Source organism: Methylobacterium cerastii (genome assembly GCF_022179125.1).
In the GTDB taxonomy this organism is placed as follows: domain Bacteria; phylum Pseudomonadota; class Alphaproteobacteria; order Rhizobiales; family Beijerinckiaceae; genus Methylobacterium; species Methylobacterium cerastii.
This window is the reverse complement of the sequence record NZ_BPQG01000088.1, coordinates 1-16034: the sequence shown is the minus strand read 5'-3', so window position 1 is coordinate 16034 and position 16034 is coordinate 1. Positions and strand designations below refer to the sequence as shown.

The 16034-nt window shown below is 68.1% G+C and carries 15 protein-coding genes; 8 read left to right on the top strand and 7 right to left on the bottom strand.

Translation table 11 applies throughout. From position 1 onward, the window contains the following. The first annotated feature begins 247 nt into the window (after positions 1-247). Entirely contained in the window at positions 248-1351 is a 1104-nt protein-coding gene (locus tag MFF13_RS23305) for an alpha/beta hydrolase (RefSeq protein WP_373322599.1), read from the top strand. 15 nt (positions 1352-1366) lie between these two features. Here the strand turns inward: MFF13_RS23305 and MFF13_RS23300 are convergent, their stop codons facing one another. Then, entirely contained in the window at positions 1367-3553 is a 2187-nt protein-coding gene (locus tag MFF13_RS23300; protein ID WP_147764334.1) for an FUSC family protein, read from the bottom strand. Between the two features lie 106 nt (positions 3554-3659). Between MFF13_RS23300 and MFF13_RS23295 the strand changes: the two genes are divergently transcribed. Beyond that, positions 3660-4634 (top strand): right-handed parallel beta-helix repeat-containing protein, encoded by a 975-nt coding sequence (locus MFF13_RS23295; RefSeq protein ID WP_147764333.1) that lies wholly within the window; start codon positions 3660-3662, stop codon positions 4632-4634. Between the two features lie 150 nt (positions 4635-4784). Here MFF13_RS23295 and MFF13_RS23290 read toward each other — a convergent pair whose 3' ends face one another. The 3 genes from MFF13_RS23290 to MFF13_RS23280 all read right to left on the bottom strand — a co-directional run bounded on the left by MFF13_RS23290 (position 4785) and on the right by MFF13_RS23280 (position 5963). Then, positions 4785-5045, bottom strand: coding sequence for a DUF3658 domain-containing protein (locus MFF13_RS23290; protein WP_147764332.1), 261 nt, complete (start codon positions 5043-5045; stop codon positions 4785-4787). 74 nt (positions 5046-5119) lie between these two features. Beyond that, positions 5120-5623, bottom strand: a complete 504-nt coding sequence (locus MFF13_RS23285; protein WP_147764331.1) for a CAP domain-containing protein — start codon at positions 5621-5623, stop codon at positions 5120-5122. Between the two features lie 124 nt (positions 5624-5747). Continuing rightward, the gene (locus tag MFF13_RS23280; protein ID WP_147764330.1) at positions 5748-5963 is read right to left on the bottom strand and encodes a hypothetical protein; all 216 of its coding nucleotides are present in this window, start codon (positions 5961-5963) and stop codon (positions 5748-5750) included. Positions 5964-6289: 326 nt separating this feature from the next. Here MFF13_RS23280 and MFF13_RS23275 point away from each other — a divergent pair, with 326 nt between their 5' ends. Together MFF13_RS23275 and MFF13_RS23270 are read left to right on the top strand one after the other, a co-directional pair. Continuing rightward, on the top strand, positions 6290-7294 hold the full coding sequence (locus MFF13_RS23275; protein ID WP_187273577.1) for a helix-turn-helix domain-containing protein: 1005 nt from the start codon (positions 6290-6292) through the stop codon (positions 7292-7294). 73 nt (positions 7295-7367) lie between these two features. After that, positions 7368-8636 (top strand): MFS transporter, encoded by a 1269-nt coding sequence (locus MFF13_RS23270; protein ID WP_238273058.1) that lies wholly within the window; start codon positions 7368-7370, stop codon positions 8634-8636. Positions 8637-8646: 10 nt separating this feature from the next. On the opposite strand, the gene MFF13_RS23265 is transcribed toward MFF13_RS23270, so the two are convergent. The 3 genes from MFF13_RS23265 to MFF13_RS23255 all read right to left on the bottom strand — a co-directional run bounded on the left by MFF13_RS23265 (position 8647) and on the right by MFF13_RS23255 (position 10883). After that, positions 8647-9699, bottom strand: coding sequence for an HD-GYP domain-containing protein (locus tag MFF13_RS23265; RefSeq protein ID WP_306422445.1), 1053 nt, complete (start codon positions 9697-9699; stop codon positions 8647-8649). 182 nt (positions 9700-9881) lie between these two features. Beyond that, positions 9882-10031: a hypothetical protein gene (locus MFF13_RS23260; protein ID WP_187277268.1), complete on the bottom strand. Its 150-nt coding sequence runs from the start codon at positions 10029-10031 to the stop codon at positions 9882-9884. A gap of 159 nt (positions 10032-10190) precedes the next feature. Beyond that, complete coding sequence (locus MFF13_RS23255; RefSeq protein WP_147753813.1) at positions 10191-10883, bottom strand: GntR family transcriptional regulator; 693 nt, start codon at positions 10881-10883, stop codon at positions 10191-10193. Between the two features lie 595 nt (positions 10884-11478). Here MFF13_RS23255 and oxlT point away from each other — a divergent pair. The 4 genes from oxlT (at position 11479) to MFF13_RS23235 (ending at position 16008) form a co-directional block, all read left to right on the top strand. Continuing rightward, positions 11479-12798 carry an oxalate/formate MFS antiporter gene (oxlT, locus tag MFF13_RS23250; RefSeq protein ID WP_505744303.1) on the top strand — a complete coding sequence of 440 codons (1320 nt, stop codon included), beginning with the start codon at positions 11479-11481 and terminating at the stop codon, positions 12796-12798. Positions 12799-13006: 208 nt separating this feature from the next. Further along, positions 13007-13666 carry a class II aldolase/adducin family protein gene (locus MFF13_RS23245; RefSeq protein ID WP_238273057.1) on the top strand — a complete coding sequence of 220 codons (660 nt, stop codon included), beginning with the start codon at positions 13007-13009 and terminating at the stop codon, positions 13664-13666. A 527-nt stretch (positions 13667-14193) separates the two neighbouring features. Then, positions 14194-14448, top strand: a complete 255-nt coding sequence (locus MFF13_RS23240) for a hypothetical protein (RefSeq protein ID WP_147764325.1) — start codon at positions 14194-14196, stop codon at positions 14446-14448. A 747-nt stretch (positions 14449-15195) separates the two neighbouring features. Further along, the gene (locus tag MFF13_RS23235) at positions 15196-16008 is read left to right on the top strand and encodes a hypothetical protein (RefSeq protein ID WP_238273056.1); all 813 of its coding nucleotides are present in this window, start codon (positions 15196-15198) and stop codon (positions 16006-16008) included. Positions 16009-16034 lie beyond the last annotated feature (26 nt).

Genomic DNA, 16034 nt, shown 5'->3' with positions numbered 1-16034 from the left:
AGCCCGTATCCGCTCTCGATGCCCCCGGGGCGATATAAGGGAAACGGGGCGACGCGCGGACGGTGCGCAGGGTTTTTTCGGTGAGTCAGCGTCCGGCGGGAAAGCGGTCCAGCGACGATCGTCGCGGTTCGTTCGCGCTCCGCTCCTACGTCCGTTGCCTGCATGCCGTCGGGGTGATTCATCTCCGTCATCCGACGCCAGATACGGATGGGAGAAAACGATGCCCAAGCCATCGAAACGGACATTCTTGGCCGAAGGCCGTCAGACGCCGGCCGCCGACACGAGCGCGGTGCCCCGCCGTGAGGTCTTCCGCGGCCTCGCGGTGCTAGGCCTCGGATTGGCTGCAGCGCCGACGCAGGCCCGCGAGCCCGCGGCACCATCGATCGAACGCGAGGAGTTCCGGGTCCCGACCGGTGAGGACGGGATCGAACTCTACGTCCGCAACAAGCGTCCGGCCGGGCAATCGCGCTTCGCCGCCGACCGGATCCTGCTCTACGTCCACGGGGCGACCTATCCAGCCTCCACCGCCTTCGATCTTCCGCTCGCTGGGCTATCGATGATGGATTACCTCGCGGGACTCGGGTTCGACGTCTACCTCGTTGATTTGCCCGGCTACGGCTTCTCGAGCCGGCCGAAGCAGATGGACCAGGCAGCCGCGGACAACCCGCCGTTCATGCGCACCGCCGACGCTGCGAAGGCCGTCGGTGTCGCGGTCGACTTCATCCTGAAGCGCCGCGGCGTGGACAAGCTCGACTTGATGGGATGGTCGTGGGGCACCTCGACCATGGGTCTCTACACCACGACCCACAACGACAAGGTCAACCGCCTTGTCCTCTACGCGCCGCAATGGATCGCCAAGGCGCCCCCGAACCTTGGCACGTCCGGGCCACTCGGCGCCTATCGTACCGTCACCCGCGACAGCGCCAGGGACCGCTGGCTCAAGGGCGTCCCGGAGGACAAGCGCGGCGACCTGATCCCGGCGGGCTGGTTCGAGCAGTGGGCGGACGCGACATGGGCCACCGACGCCGTCGGCGCCGCGCTCTCGCCCCCGGTGCTGCGCGCGCCGAACGGCGTCGTCGCGGACTCGCAGGCCTACTGGCAGGCCGGCAAGCCGCTCTACGATCCGGGCGAGATCCGCGTCCCGACCCTGATCATCCACGCGGAATGGGACGCCGACCTGCCGAGCTACCAGGCGCAGGAATACTTCACCAAGCTGACCAACGTCCCCTACAAGCGCTTCGTCGAACTCGGCGAGGGCACGCATACGGTGATCATGGAGAAGAACCGCATGCAGTTCTTCCGCGAGGTCGCCGCCTTCCTGCAGGAGGCCGACCCGCAGGCCCTGAACTGAGAAGACGGGGCGCGGTCACGCGACGGCGGACACCGCCTCCCGCACCTGCCCCGGCCGCAGGGTGCCGGTGAGCAGGTCGACTTGGGCGACGAGGCGTTGCAGCTGCGGGCTTCGCGCGCCGCCGGGGCGGTCGGGGAGGGGGTAGCGGTTCTCGGCGAGCGCCTGGAGGTTCGCCGCGATCCAGGCCTTCCAGGTGCCGTCCTCGGCCTGGGTCGGCGCGCCGGCGTGGCGCAGCACGGTGAGGCGGGCGCTGATCCGCCGGAGCGTGGCGTCGGCGACCATCGCGGCCTCGACCTCGGGATGGTGCCCGGCGCGGGGCTGCTGCAGGGCGCGCGACAGGGCGGCTTCGAGGTCGTTGAGCGCGAGGCCGGCGTTGCGGGCGCAGGTCGAGAGCCGCGCCTCGCGCTCCGGGGGCGCCGTGTCGGCGAGCGCCGCCTCGGCGAAGGCGGCATGGCTCGCGAGCGCGCGCCGGAGCTCCTTGCGGACCTGGTCCGGCTCCCAGATCGGCCAGAGCAGCAGGCAGCTCACCACGGCGATCAGCCCGCCAAGGATGGTGAACAGCGCGCGCATGCCGACCACCTCCCAGGAGGAGTGGCCGGGGGTGATCACCTCGATCAGCAGCACGATCAACGGGGTGAGGCAGGCGACGAAGAAGCCGTAGCTCACCTGGCGCGCGGCGAATCCGACGATGCTCAGCGGCAGGATCAGCGCGATCTGCATCAGCGGCGTCGTCGCCATCTGCGCCAGCAGCGCGCCGACGAGGCCGCCGAGCACGGTGCCGCCGATCCGCTCCAGCGCCCGCTGCCAGGTCGCCGCGTAGAACGGCTGCATCGTCAGCACCACGGTCATCACCAGCCAGTGCGAGAACGGGCCGGCCCAGATCAGCGTCGCCGCCAGCGCCGGCGCGCAGACGGCGCTGGCGCGCACCGCGTGGCGGAGGTTGGCCGAGGCCAGGGTGAAGTTGGTGCGCAGCGGCCCGAAGAACCGCGTCCGCCAACCGAGGCTGCCGCCGTCGGCGAGCGCGCCGCCGGGGCGGTAGCCCTCCGGCGTCGAGAGCTTGGCGCCGATCCGGACCCGCTCGACGATCCGCTCGGCCAGGCGCGCGAGGATCGGCGTCGCCTCCAATCCCGCGGTGGCTCGCTCGATCGCCGGCTCCAGGCGCGGCAGGTCGAGGTCGGCGTCGTCGCGGATCGCGCGGGCGATGGCGATCAGCAGCGGGCGCAGGCGCCGCAGGAACAGCTTGGCGGCCGCGCGCCGGTGCGGCTCGGGCGCGCTCTCGATCAGCTCGGCGATTCCGATCAGGCCCGAGAACAGCTGCTCGGCCGTCTCAAGCCGCAGCAGCGCCTGCGCCGTGCGCTCGGAGACGCGTTCGCGCGAGCGGGCGAGGTCGAGCAGGAGGGCGCGCGCCGCCTCGATGCCGGCGCGGACGCCGCGGCGGTGGGCGCGGGCATGGCCGTCGAAGGCGGCCGCGACCGTCTCCGGCGCGGCGGCGAGTTTTTCCAGGTCGCCGGTCAGCCGCGCCAGCGCGTGCCAGACTTCGCCGACGGCGCGGTGCGCCGCGCGATAGGGATGCAGCCGCCACAGCACCAGCGCCAGCACGGTCGCCCACAGGCCGCCCGCGAGGAACATCGCGGCGATGATCGCCGCCTCCTCCGGGCTCAGCGCCCGGTCCATGGCGATGCACAGCACCACCACGAGCACGTTGCCCGCGGCCTGGGCCTGCACGCTCCAGACCCGGGCGTAGGCGCAAGCGAAGATCACCGCGCAGGCGGCCGGCACCACGACGAGCGGCCCGTAGGGCTGGATCAGCCCGAACACCCCCCAGATCAGGCCGCCGAGCACCGAGAAGGCGGTGAGCACCCGCAGGCGGATGCGGATCGGGCCGCCGGTGTCGCAGAAGCAGGTGAGGTTGGCCGCAAGCGCCATGGTCAGGAGCGGCGGCCACTGGATCCATTCGTTGGCCAGCAGCACGATCGCGAAGGCGAAGGCCGCGCGCACGCCCTCGACCAGGCTCAGCCCGCGCGGGTCGAGTGCCACCGGCAGCCGCGTCAGGTCGGAGCCCGGCCGGCCGAGGCTGCCGCGACCGCCCGCGGTGCGGCGGCGGCGGGCACGGAGCACCGTCCGCTTGGCGGGGTTCCGCGGGGCGCTCGGGACGGGGTCTGCCAACCTGCGGCTCCAGCGCCGGACCGGTCGTCGACGCATCGGAGGTCTAGAGCCGTTCGCCCGCGAGCGGAACCGGTGACGGCGGCATTGCGGACCTGCGCGTGCCGATCCCGAAATTGCCGTCGTCGGGCGTCATCTCCCGGCGATGATCGTCACCCTGCCGCCGGCCCCGCCCGCCCTCGTCGAACCTGTGTCCGCGCGCGCCTGCGATGCCGCCACGCGCGCCCGCCTGCTGTCGCCCCCGCGCCCCGGCGACGACACCGCCGCGATCGCCTGCTCGATCACGCTGAGCCCGGGCGACCACGTCCTGCGCCGGGTCGTCGTCGAGGGCGCGGAGGCGTCGGGCGCGGAGATCGACTGCGCCGGCGCGACGATCGGGCGAGCCGAGCCGGCGCCGACGCTCGCCGACTTCGCGGTCGAGATCCGCTCGCGCGCGCCGGCCGGCCCCGGCGGGACCTGGTCGCGCCCCAGCGGCGTCATGCTTCGCAACTGCCGCATCCTCGGCCACGTCCGCGTCTGGGGCATGGGCCTCAACGGCCAGGGGGCGGCGGTGAAGGCGTCGTCGCACAGCCTCGGCCATACCGAGCGGGCGCAGGCGGCGGCGCCGACCGAGGTCACGATCCGCGATTCGACGATCACCGCGCTCGGGCACATCCCGCTCTACCTCGCCCCCGGCGTGACGCGGTTCACCCTGCAGGGCTCGACCCTCGACGGCCGCTCGGGCGCGGACGCAATCTACCTCGACGCCGAGAGCGCCGACAACGTCATCGCCGACAACACCATCGCCGTCGCGCTCGGGCGGGAGGCGATCGCCGTCGACGGCTCGGCGCGCAACCGCATCACCGGCAACCGCATCGCCACGCAGGGCCAAGGCGGCGTGCGGCTCTACCGCAATTGCGGGGAGGGCGGCACGGTCCGCCACCAGACGCCGTCGGACAACGTCGTCACCGGAAACACCTTCACCGGCGACGGCCTGTTCGCGTCGGCGGCGATCGTGGTGAATTCTCGCGGCGGCTGGCGGCTCTATTGCAGCCAGGATTCCGGCTATCCCTTCGGCAGCAGCCTCGACAATGCCGACGGCGGCACCGGCAACGTCGTCGCGCCGAACACGGTCGAATAGGCCCTTATCATGATGTGCTGTCTTTCGCCGAAAAGGCGTCCGCTTCGGCGGAAGGCGCTCTCTTGGTCGACATCAGACGCTTGGCACTTGCAGCGGAGGGCTGCTTTCGACCCTTAGCGGACCATACGAGCGAAGTGTGGGTTGCAGGTTCTACCGTGGTGGCAACCGAACTTCGCTGTAGCGCATACGGTCTAAATTCCCTTGCGCTTCGAGCTTACCTAGTGAAACAAGCAATTTGATACGCTCTGCTATTGCTGTGTCCTTTATTCCTCGACGAGGGTTAGCATGAATTATTATAGCCGTGATCATGGCCACTTTCTGCCAGCGCTCTTTTGCAGCGCGCATAATTTCATCGTCGATCATAGCCGCGACTGAGACATCAGCAATGCTCATGGCTACTGGCTGATCCATTTCTACCCCTCCCAGGTCCGCTTTCCAACTTTAGTGGATCCCGCGATTGGATGCCCAGCGTCTGATTTCGACCATCAGCCGCCGGCCATCACCAGCGCCCAGAACCGCTTGTAGCGGGTGCCCGGTGCGTCGACGCGGGCGATGCCGATGCGGTGGATCTGCGGGATCAGCATGTTCTTGTTGTGCTCGGGCGAGGCCTTCCAGCGGGCGAGCACCTGATCGAAGGTCTCGGAGCCGGCGCTGAGGTTTTCCGCCGACCAGGACCGGCCGAGCCCGGCCGAGGCCATCCGCGCGGTGAAGCTGCCGCCGACCTCGTGGCTGAGCTGTCCGGTGCGGGCGTTGTTGCCGGCCTGGAACGCGGCCGCCGTCACCAGCCCGGCGTCGACGGTGACCGGCCCGAGCCCGTGCTGGGCGCGGTAACGCGAGATCGCGGCGGCGGCCGCATTCTCGTCGAGGATCACGGGGCTGACCGGGCCGGCGCTCTCGATGAGCGTCGGAGTCCCGCAGCCGGCGAGCGCGAGGGCGAAAAGGCCGTAGGCGGCGAAGGCCTTGAGGCGGCGGGCGGCGCTGTATGGCATCGGGAACGGGTTCGCTGGCGGGACGGAGCCTCGCCTTGGCCCGTCCCATGCGGCGAAACCGGGGCGCGCGACGGCGCACCGTGCGCAAGGGCGGGCGCCTGTGCCCGCGATGCCACGCCCGCCATCAGATCCGCGTGCCGGGATCGCGCATCGGCGCGCCGCAGCGCCACCCGGCGATCCGGTAGTCCGGGTGTTCCTCGACCCAGCGCGCAAGCTGCGGCTGGGCGACGTGCTGGCAGGCGCGGGGCGTCGCCACGTCGAGCGGCATGCGCCGCGCTTCGCAGGTCTCGGGCGCGTTCGCCATGCAGGCGGTGAAGTAGAGAAAGAACACGCCGCTCATCGCGATCCTCCGAGGCCCGCTGCCCTTCGGCGCGTCGCGAGGAAGCTAGCACCGGAGCAGCGTCCGTCGATGCGCCGTTCCATCGCAGACCCATGCGGGCCGACCGCGACCTCGGCGGAGGCACCTCAGGCGCGCCACGAGGGCCGTTCCTGCACGGGGATAGGCTGCATTCGAGCCTCGTCTCCGATCGGACTTTTAGGTGTGATGCGTAATCATTCCCCAGTGGTTGCAGCCGTGGGCCGCCTTGCACCCGTGTTTCAGCGGTGAATAATGAACATCGCATCGACCGACGTGTCGAATGGACTCGCTTCGGCCGACCCGTGACGTTGCAATCCTTCAGTTTCGCCGCGCAGTCGCCGGACGCCCCCGACGGATTCGGCACCTACCACGACCTCTACGCCCACGGTTCCGACGTGGCCCTGACGGGGGAGGGGTTCTACGCCCGCTTCCAGGCCCACCGCTTCCCGCGGATGGTGGTGTTCGATCGCCATCTGAACGGGCTGGTGCACAGCCGTGGCGCGGCGCGCGTGCGCCGCGACGGCTTCGACCACGTCAACCTCCACCTCCTGCTCGCCGGCCGCCTGTCCGGCGGCGTCCCGGGCGACGAGGTTCGGGTGGCGCCCGGCGAGATCCTGCTGTTCGACACCACCCGGCCGCAATCGAGCCGGGCGGACCACGCGCACGTCGTCACCGTCGCGCTCGCGCGCGATCCGGTCGAAGGCTCGCTGCGCGGGCTTCGCGGCTTCCACGGCACGGTGCTGCCCGAGGCGAGTGGAGGGCTCGTCGCCGACCTGATGGTCTCCCTCGCCCGCCGAGCGTCCGCCATGAACCCGCGCGCGGCGGCGGGCGCGGCCCGCGCCCTGACGACGGTGCTGGCCGCCGTGCTCGACGACAGGACCGGGCTCGGCTTCGACCCGGACACCGAAGCGCAGCTCGTCCTGCTGCGGCGCGAGCGCGCCGAGGCGTTCATCGCCACGCGCCTGTCGGACTCTACCCTCGACGCCGAAACCATCGCGCGGGGCGTCGGCGTCTCGCGCAGCGTCCTGTATCGCTCGTTCTCGGAGGATGGCGGCGTCGCGAACGTGCTCCGGCTCCGGCGGCTCGAGAGCCTGCGCGCCTGCCTGAGGCGACCGAGCGAGACCCGCTCGATCGCGGCCCTGGCCTTCGCCTGCGGCTTCGGCAGCGAAAGCCATTGCAACCGGGCGTTTCACGCGGCATTCGGGCGGCCGCCGGGACAGTTCCGTGCCGACCTGCAGCGGGCGCGCGCCTCCCGGGCGGGGATCGCCGACGCCCGGTCGCAACTCGCCGCGTGGCTTTGTGAACTCTACTGAACCGGCGCTCGCGTCCACACCTCGTCGCCTACCGACCGCGGAGCGAAGCGGCGGATCGTCCGGCTGGGGGCTGGTGCTGCTGCTCGCGGCGACGCAGTTCTTCGCCTTCAGCGACCGGTTCCTGATCACGGTGCTCGCCACGCCGCTCAAGCACGATCTGGCGCTGAGCGACGCCGAGGTCGGCCTGCTCCAGGGCTCGGCCTTCGCGCTGCTGCATGCGGCGGGCTTGCCCTGGGTCGGCGCGTTGGCCGACCGCGGGCATCGGCGCACGCTCCTTCTCGGCTGCCTCGTGGTGTGGACCCTCGCGACGCTGGCCTGCGGCCTCTCCGGCTCCTTCGCCGCCCTGTTCGTGAGCCGCATGCTCCTCGGCCTGGGGCAGTCGGGCGTCGTCCCGGCCGCGTTGTCCCTGCTCGCGTTGCGGGTCGGGCGGGCGCGGCTTGGGCGTGGGGTCTCGCTGCTGACCACCGGCGGTACGCTCGGGCGAAGCCTCGCCCTCCTCGTCGGCGGGGCGACCCTCGGCTGGCTGACGGGGCAGGGCGGCCTGACGCTGCCGGGCTTCGGTGCGCTCGCGCCCTGGCAGGCCCTGTTCGTGCTGGCGGCCCTGCCGAACCTCGTGCTGCTGGCCTTCACCTGGGGCATCGCCGAACCGCCCCCTCCGTCGGTCCCGGTCCCACTGCCGCCGTGGTCGCGCGCCTTCGCCTGGATCGTCCGGCACGGCCGCGCCTACCTGCCCCATACCGTGGCTTCGACCGCCGCGATCCTCATGGGCCAGACGCTGACCGCCTGGGCGCCGACCTTCTACGTGCGCGCCTTCAAGGTGACGCCGGCCGAGAGCGGGCTGATCCTCGGCCTCGTCGTGCTGGTTGCGGCGCCCGTGGGACACATCGTCAGCGGGATCGTGCTCGACCGTGCGAAGCGCAAGCGCCCGCGCGCCGCACCGCGGATGCTGGGGCTCGGGCTCCTGCTGTCGCTGCCTGCGACCCTCGTCATGGTGTTCGCGCCCGGGCTCGGCCTCTCGCTTGGCGGGTTCGCGGCCCTGGTCGCGGCCCTCGGCTTCTGCAGCCCGCCGAGCCTGGCCGGCATCCAGTTCCTGACGCCGGTCGCCCTGCGGGGGCGGATCAGCGGCCTGTTCATCGCCTTCGTGACCCTCGTGGCGCTCGGCGCCGGGCCGGCCCTGCTCGGTCTGCTGAACGACCGGGTGTTCGGCGCGGACGGGATCGGGCGCGCCTTCGCCGCGCTGTTCGCCACCGTCGGCGGCCTCGGCCTGGTCTCCGCCGCGATGGCGGCCCGTCGCGGGCAGGGCGTGAGTCTTTTCAAGCCGCGTGGAGGCCGGCGCGTTTGAAACGCGCTGATCAGGCCAACTCCACCGCACGGCCGAGGGCCACGGGCGCGAAGGCCTGCATCAGCGCGCGGTCGAGGTGGCCTTTCATCCCCTCCATCGTCGCCAGCGCCTCGGGGGCAGCGACGGAATCGCGGTAGGTCCGGCGCTCGGTCAGCGCCGAGAACACGTCGCAGATCGCGACGATGCGGACGAGGTCGGTGATCGCGCCGTCGCGCAGGCCGGCCGGATACCCGGTGCCGTCGAGCTTCTCGTGGTGGTGGCGCACCACCTCGACGATCGCCGGATCGAATCCGCCCTGCGCGTCGAGCAGCCCCGCGCCGATCTCCGGATGCCGGCGCATCAGGCGCATCTCCTCCGCCGTCAGCCGGCCGGGCTTGTTCAGGATCTCGACGGGGATGCGCGCCTTGCCGATGTCGTGCAGCAGCGCGGCCTTGGTCAGGCGGTGCCGGTCGGGGCGCGAGAGGCCGACCCGGCCGCCGAACGCCGCGGCGTAGCCGGCGACGCCGAGGGTGTGCTGGTAGACGCCGGCGTCGTGGCGCCACACCGTGGCGAGCCAGTCGCCGATGCCGACCTCCGACACCGCGGCCAGGACGATCTCGGTGCCGCGATCGATCTCGCTCGGTTGGAACGGCGCGCCGAGCGCCGCCGAATCGAAGATCTCCGACACGATCGTCGTCGCGGCGGCACTCCGCGCGTCGAGCACCCGGGTCCGCGCGATGGCGACCTCGATCATCGCGAAGGCGTCGGCGAGGATCGCTTCGCGCCGCGTCGCGGCCGGCAGGGTCTTCAGGATGGGTGACGTGGGCCGGCGCCGCGCGGCGTCGCGCTCCAGCACGAGCGTCGGCGTCAAGGCGGTGTCGGCGCGGACGGCGTCGGCGCCGGCTGCCGGCAGGTCGATCACCACCAGCGCGGGGCGGGCGCCGCCTTCAGGCCAGGCCGAGACCGTGCGGCACGGCATCACCAGGTCGATCCCGCGCGCCAGGGTGCGCCGCAGGTCCGGACGGTCGGTGATCAGGAGGACGAACGCGTCCTCCATGGCCGGGAACGGAGCGCCCTGTGCCAATGCCGGCCTTCCTCGGTTGTCCTCGTCAACGCCGTGTTGACGATAAACCGAACTTCATGAGTGAACCGTTTCCGGCCTCCTTCGGCGACGCCATCATGATGCCTGATTCGGCATCGGGCCTCGCCCCTCGACTCGCGGGCAGAGTGCGCAGACGCGCGGCGGATTACAACTCGGACGCGTGCTCAGGCGGCGGTGGCGCCGTGGACGTCGGCTGCGACCGAGCGGGCACCGCGCGCCTCGGCGCCGTCGGTGAGGAAGTCGGCGAGCTTCACGACGAGCAGCACCTGGACGCTGGCGAGGGCGGCGAAGACGGCGAGGAACGAGGAGAACATGGCGGGATCCCGATGCGTGTTGCGACGCAATAGATCTCATGGTGCGCTGCATTCTGGTATGCCAAACGCCACATACCAATCATGTAAGGCGCGCATGCGTTCGCGCGCGGTGGACGGAGTGCACCACGCGCGCAGGAAGATCGGAAAACCGGGATCGGTTCAGTCGAGGTAGGCGCCGTAGGCGTCGACGTGGTCGGCGAGGCCGATGCCGTGGTCGCGCACGAGCCGCTCGGCGGCTTCCACGTCGCGCGCCTCGAGCGCCTTGATGATCGCGACATGCTCGCGGATCGACTTCTCGGCCCGGTCGCCCTGGCGGAGCGCGGTGTTGCGGATGCCGCGCACGTGCATCAGCAGGTTGCTCGACAGCTCGGAGATCACCGCGCATTGCCCGAGCGAGATGATCTTCTGGTGGAAGCGGATGTTGGCGTCCGAGTACTCGTCGATGTGCTCGGCCGGCCGCCCGTCGTAGAACTCGGGGAAGGCCTCGCGCAGCGAGCGCAGCTCGGCATCCGAGGCCCGGGTGCAGGCGAGCCGGGCGGCCATGCTTTCGAGTGCCGCCCAGGAATGGATCATCCCGACGATCTCCTTCTTCGTCTTCTTGATGACGAAGACGCCGCGCCGGGCCTCGGACCGGACGAACCCTTCCTGCTCCAGCACGGTCAGCGCCTCGCGCACCGGCGTGCGGCTGACGCCGAGATCCTGCGACAGCTTGCGCTCGTCGAGGCGCACCTCGTCCGGGCGCCCGTAGATGTCCATGTTGGTGATGAACGTCTTCAACGCCTCGTAGGCGAGGGTGCGCAGGCTCGAACTGACCACGATCGGCTTGATGCTGAGCGACTCGGAGTTCGACATGCCGTATCCGTCGGTCCGCGTTCTTGGATTGGAATTCGACGCGCGACCGATCGCCGACGTAACGCAAACCTTGGCGTCAGCCTAGATGGCACACGCGGCGATGCAGGGTCGGTCGGATCGGCCGTCGCTCGGCTCCGAAGCCTCGCACTCGGGCCGAGCCGTCCCTTTGAGGACCACGTCTGTCGGCAGCTCCTAATCCGAACGAAATTTCTGTATTTTTATTCCGGTCGCGTTGACAGGTTCCGAGCGGATATCGCACGATATTTCTGGCATACCGTAGACCAGAGATCGCCCAGCCGGTGCGCTGACTTTTTCTTGTTGCGGTGCCAAAAGTTTTTCCGAGATGAACCGTGCAATCGAAGCTGCATCGGAAGCCGGAACGCGGCATCAGGACCATGCCGACATTGCGGTTCTCGCGTGGACGAAGGTCTCCGCGCGACGACATCGAGGATTGAAGGGCGTCGGCGAATAACGGCGCAAAGGTCGGCGACCGTCCCTTTCGGGCGGTTCCCGATCCGACGACGCCGCGACCAACGCGGACGACACGCCACGTGCCGGACAACCGGCCTCAAGCAAGACCTCTGGGAGGATGACGATGCCAAACGACGACAGACAGGCGATCGGACGGGTGTCCGACGGATATCGATGGATGCAGCTCGCGCTCGGCGTGGTCTGCATGGTGATGATCGCGAACCTCCAGTACGGCTGGACGTTCTTCGTGCCCGACATCCAGAAGAAGTTCGGCTTCGACCGCGCGGCGATCCAGTGGGCCTTCACGCTGTTCGTGCTGTTCGAGACCTGGCTCGTCCCGGTCGAAGGCTGGTTCGTGGACAAGTACGGCCCGCGGGTGGTCGTCCTGTTCGGCGGCCTGCTCTGCGGCGTCGGCTGGGTGATCAATTCCTACGCCACCACGCTCAACATGTTCTATCTCGGCCAGGTCGTCGCCGGCATCGGCGCGGGCGCGGTCTACGGCACCTGTGTCGGCAGCGCGCTCAAGTGGTTCCCGGACAAGCGCGGCCTCGCAGCCGGCATCACCGCGGCGGGCTTCGGCGCCGGCTCGGCCTTCACCGTCGCGCCGATCCAGTGGATGATCGCCGAGAACGGCTTCCAGGCCGCGTTCCTCTGGTTCGGCCTCGGCCAGGGCATCGTCGTCTGCCTGCTCGCCTTCTTCCTGATTTCGCCGAAGAAGGGCCAGGTGCCCGAGGCGGCGGTGAACGCCAACGTGATCCAGACCCGGCGCAACTACGCGCCCGGCGAGGTCGTCCGGCAGCCGATCTTCTGGCTGATGTACTTCATGTTCGTCATCGTCGGCGCCGGCGGCCTGATGATCACCGCCAACCTGAAGCCGATCGCCGCCGACATCGGCGTCGACAAGGTCCCGGTGACGATCATGGGCATCACCATGGTGGCGATCACCTTCGCCGCGACCATCGACCGGGTGCTCAACGGGCTGACGCGGCCGTTCTTCGGCTGGGTCTCGGACAAGATCGGCCGCGAGAACACGATGTTCATCGCCTTCGCGATGGAAGGCTTCGGCATCTACATGCTCTACCTCTGGGGTCACGATCCGCTGTGGTTCGTGCTGCTCTCGGGCTTCGTGTTCTTCGCCTGGGGTGAGATCTACTCGCTCTTCCCCTCGACCTGCACCGACACCTTCGGGTCGAAGTTCGCGGCGACCAACGCCGGCCTGCTCTACACCGCCAAGGGCACGGCGGCCCTGCTGGTGCCGGCAGCGAACTACCTGCAGCAGAGCTCCGGCAGCTGGGACGGCGTGTTCCTGCTGGCGGCCGGCGCCAACATCCTGGCCTCGATACTCGCCATCGCGGTGCTGAAGCCCTGGCGCAAGCGCGTGGTCGCCAACGCGATGCTCGCCGCGCCCGAGACGACCGCCGCCCGAGGGGCCGTCGCCGCCTGAGGCCGCGACGCTCCACGAGAGCATTTTCCGTGATCCCTGGATCACGGAAAATGCTCTCACCTGCTGTGTGGTCGCATTGTCTCCACGCGAGCCGGCATCCACCTCGCTTGAAAATGCTCCACCGGCCGAACGCAAGGAGGCCCGGCACCGTCTTTACGGTGCCGGGCCTTCGCGCTTATCGGGGGCTGGACAACCGGAAGGGCCGCGAATGGATGCCGACGAGAGCAGGGCGCGGGCGGCTGTGGTGGCGGCCGCGCGCGACCTCGATGCGCAGGGCCTCAACCGCGGCACCTCGGGCAACGTCTCCCTGCGCTGGCGCGACGGCTTGCTGATCACGCCCTCGGGCGTCCCGAGCGCCCGCATCGGCGAGGCGGAGGTGGTCTTCCTGGCGATGGACGGCGGCTTCGACCACCCGCTGAGCCCGTCCTCGGAATGGCGCTTCCACCGCGACATCCTGCGCGAGAAGCCGGCGGTGAACGCGGTGGTGCACGCTCACCCCGATCACGGCACCGCCTTCGCGATGTGCCGGCAGACGATCCCCGCGGTGCACTACATGATCGCCGCCGTCGGCGGCCCGACGATCCGCTGCTCCGGCTACGCCACCTTCGGCACCGAAGAGCTCTCGCGGCTCGCGCTCGAAGCGCTGGAGGATCGCAACGGCTGCCTGCTCGCCAACCACGGCATGATCGCCACCGGGCCGGACCTGCCCAAGGCGCTCTGGCTCGCGGTGGAGATGGAGACCCTGTGCCGGCAATACGCGGTCGCGTTGCAGGTCGGCACGCCGGTGGTGCTCCCCGATGCCGAGATCGCGCGCAACATCGAGAAGTTCAGGAGCTACGGGCCGCGGACGCAGGCTTCCGACAGGTAGGCGCCGCGGGGTTCATTGACGCGGCCGTCTCTTCATCACTTCTGGATAGCGAGGGCGATCACGGTCCACCCGGCAAAGTGCGACACGGCTTTGGCCGGGTTACGGCGTGGGCTTCCTCGCGTCGGCCCTCGTGTTTGCTGACATCACAGGTCATACGATGTCCGGTCGATCGGTTCTGCGGACACGGCGCCCGTTCTCCCGGACGGGTGAAGCGTCCGCGGAACCCGATCCGGGACCCAGCAGAAGACGCCGCGAAGCGTCGATCTCGTTGCGCCGTTCGTATCGAGCCACTGACGCGGCCCTTGTCGATGCTGGGTCCCGGATCGCCGTCCGCTGACGCTCCAGGCGTCCGGGAAAACGGTGCGCAGGCGACGAGTTCAAACGAAAACCGTATCCGTTCGAGGATCGTCGCGCCGACGACGACGAGGTCCCGCGTCGCACCGTTGGATTGCTCGACGCGCGCATGGTCGTCGTCGGGTGGACGCCGCGTGGCACGGACCGTCACGTTTTTACGATGAGGAAAGCCAATGCACGAGAGCAAGCCCTCTACGGCCCGCTTCTCCGCTGATGCGTTCGGCGAAACGGACTTCGCGAAGACGGATGCCCACGTCATCCAGGCGGACGAATACGAAGACGCGCCGGAATTGACGGACGCGATGATGGCCCGCGCCGACGTCCATGTCGGCGACGTGCTCGTGAGCCGGGGGCAGCCGGTCGGACCGGACGCGCGGGAAGCGGAGGCCTTCCGCCTGCCGCCCGCGATCCTAGTGGTCGAAATCTGACGGATGGAACCCATGCTTTGGGTCCGCTCCCGACCCAACATGGTTATCCAGCTGGATGTATCTGATCCCCGAAAGCGGAGACCTTGATGGCGCCTATGAGCCAATCAGTGTTCTTCTCAGGCATCCAATGTCTGGCGTTCTCGGTGGTCCAGATGGTCATATCTCAGATCACCCCGCGCATCATCCCCGCTGTGAAAGTGGCGAACGCGCTCGATGAACCGAACAGTTGGCGATTAGTGTATAATCAGAGATGAAGATGCATTAGCCTGAGCCATCATTGGTCCGATCCCGAAGATAGTAGTAACGTCTAGGAAGTAATTCGTGTATGATGTCGACTGGCAGAAGGGTGCGATTTCAATACTGATAGGAAACCTCCTCTTCCTGCGCTTCCATGATCTGACGCCGGTCCCGGGGCGCCTCTTTCGGAAACAATTTACGAGAAGCTCAATGCGCTCTTCCGCGCCGCGAGCCGGTGCTGAGCTAATGCCGAGGATAGCCGCTTCGTCGGCGGACGTGCAGTCTCATCCCTTTCGGGTTATGATCCCTGGTCGAGCGTTGCCATGCTAGACGCTGACACGGCGTGCGATTGGTCGGGATAGGACTAGCGGCAATACTTCTTCATCCGCGATTATGGTCCGCATCAGCCATTGTCGATGCAACTCGGAGATGTAGCCGCCGACACTTGAATCGCTCCAACCGCACAACGCAGTGCTGGGAATTTACTTTCTATTCCACAAAATCAAATTGATGAGACCAGCAATGAATATTGGCAATCTCGTTTTAGGCAGTATTATATTATATTTATATTTTTATTTCTTTGATTTGCAGTATTATTCAAAATCTGATGCTTTAGGCCAAGACCCAAGCAGCATCATGGGCGCGTTTCTTGATAAAAGGCTGTACAATTTGTTCAATGGTCCTGTCGAGGACGTCGGCACCGTTGCAAGTAAAGTTTCAGCCGCATGCTGGACAACTGTCGTCATGCTGCCTGCCCTGTATCATTTTTACTCAGGTCAGAACGACTGGATACTGCATGCGCTCGGGTATGTAGGTTTGACCTTCCTGCTTGGGCCAGCCGCTATAAAAGACGCGTCGGCTCTACGGCCAAAAGACAAGGCTGTTAGCTTTAGCAGCAAGGTCGGCCGATGGCTGTTTCGGAAGGTTTTTTATGGAGCGTCTGATAAAATTAATGTAATCACAAAGATTGCAGTAATTAGCTTTCTCCTTTGGACAAGTCGAAAGCTATTCGGATGGCCTAGTGAAATTACGTCCTACATCCCGCACGCGCCCTGGTTTCCCGAGCAGATCGGACATGAACGTTCGAACATCATATCTGACGCGGTTTGGATCGTGATGTTTTTCATACTTGCAATCAAGACGATCACCTCGCCCGGCCACATGAGCGCGGCCTGGGGCCCAAATCCAACCCGAAAGACCTCGGACGTGGAGGGGGTCTACTATCTTTTTTCCAGGGGGCTCGTTGCGATCCTGACGATCCATTTTATCGCGTCGTACACCGCGGTAATTACCCACCCCCTTGCGCGGGTCGGGTTTCGCTGATTCCTTCGTGGGATGGGCCGAAGCGA

Excerpts from the sequence above, each read along its gene's own strand:
- MFF13_RS23295 (WP_147764333.1), top strand. The coding sequence starts at position 3,660 with ATGATCGTCACCCTGCCGCCGGCCCCGCCCGCCCTCGTCGAACCTGTG.
- MFF13_RS23300 (WP_147764334.1), bottom strand. The coding sequence starts at position 3,553 with ATGCGTCGACGACCGGTCCGGCGCTGGAGCCGCAGGTTGGCAGACCCC.
- MFF13_RS23240 (WP_147764325.1), top strand. The coding sequence starts at position 14,194 with ATGCACGAGAGCAAGCCCTCTACGGCCCGCTTCTCCGCTGATGCGTTC.
- MFF13_RS23285 (WP_147764331.1), bottom strand. The coding sequence starts at position 5,623 with ATGCCATACAGCGCCGCCCGCCGCCTCAAGGCCTTCGCCGCCTACGGC.
- MFF13_RS23235 (WP_238273056.1), top strand. The coding sequence starts at position 15,196 with ATGAGACCAGCAATGAATATTGGCAATCTCGTTTTAGGCAGTATTATA.
- oxlT (WP_505744303.1), top strand. The coding sequence starts at position 11,479 with ATGCCAAACGACGACAGACAGGCGATCGGACGGGTGTCCGACGGATAT.
- MFF13_RS23245 (WP_238273057.1), top strand. The coding sequence starts at position 13,007 with ATGGATGCCGACGAGAGCAGGGCGCGGGCGGCTGTGGTGGCGGCCGCG.
- MFF13_RS23290 (WP_147764332.1), bottom strand. The coding sequence starts at position 5,045 with ATGGATCAGCCAGTAGCCATGAGCATTGCTGATGTCTCAGTCGCGGCT.
- MFF13_RS23255 (WP_147753813.1), bottom strand. The coding sequence starts at position 10,883 with ATGTCGAACTCCGAGTCGCTCAGCATCAAGCCGATCGTGGTCAGTTCG.
- MFF13_RS23260 (WP_187277268.1), bottom strand. The coding sequence starts at position 10,031 with ATGTTCTCCTCGTTCCTCGCCGTCTTCGCCGCCCTCGCCAGCGTCCAG.
- MFF13_RS23280 (WP_147764330.1), bottom strand. The coding sequence starts at position 5,963 with ATGAGCGGCGTGTTCTTTCTCTACTTCACCGCCTGCATGGCGAACGCG.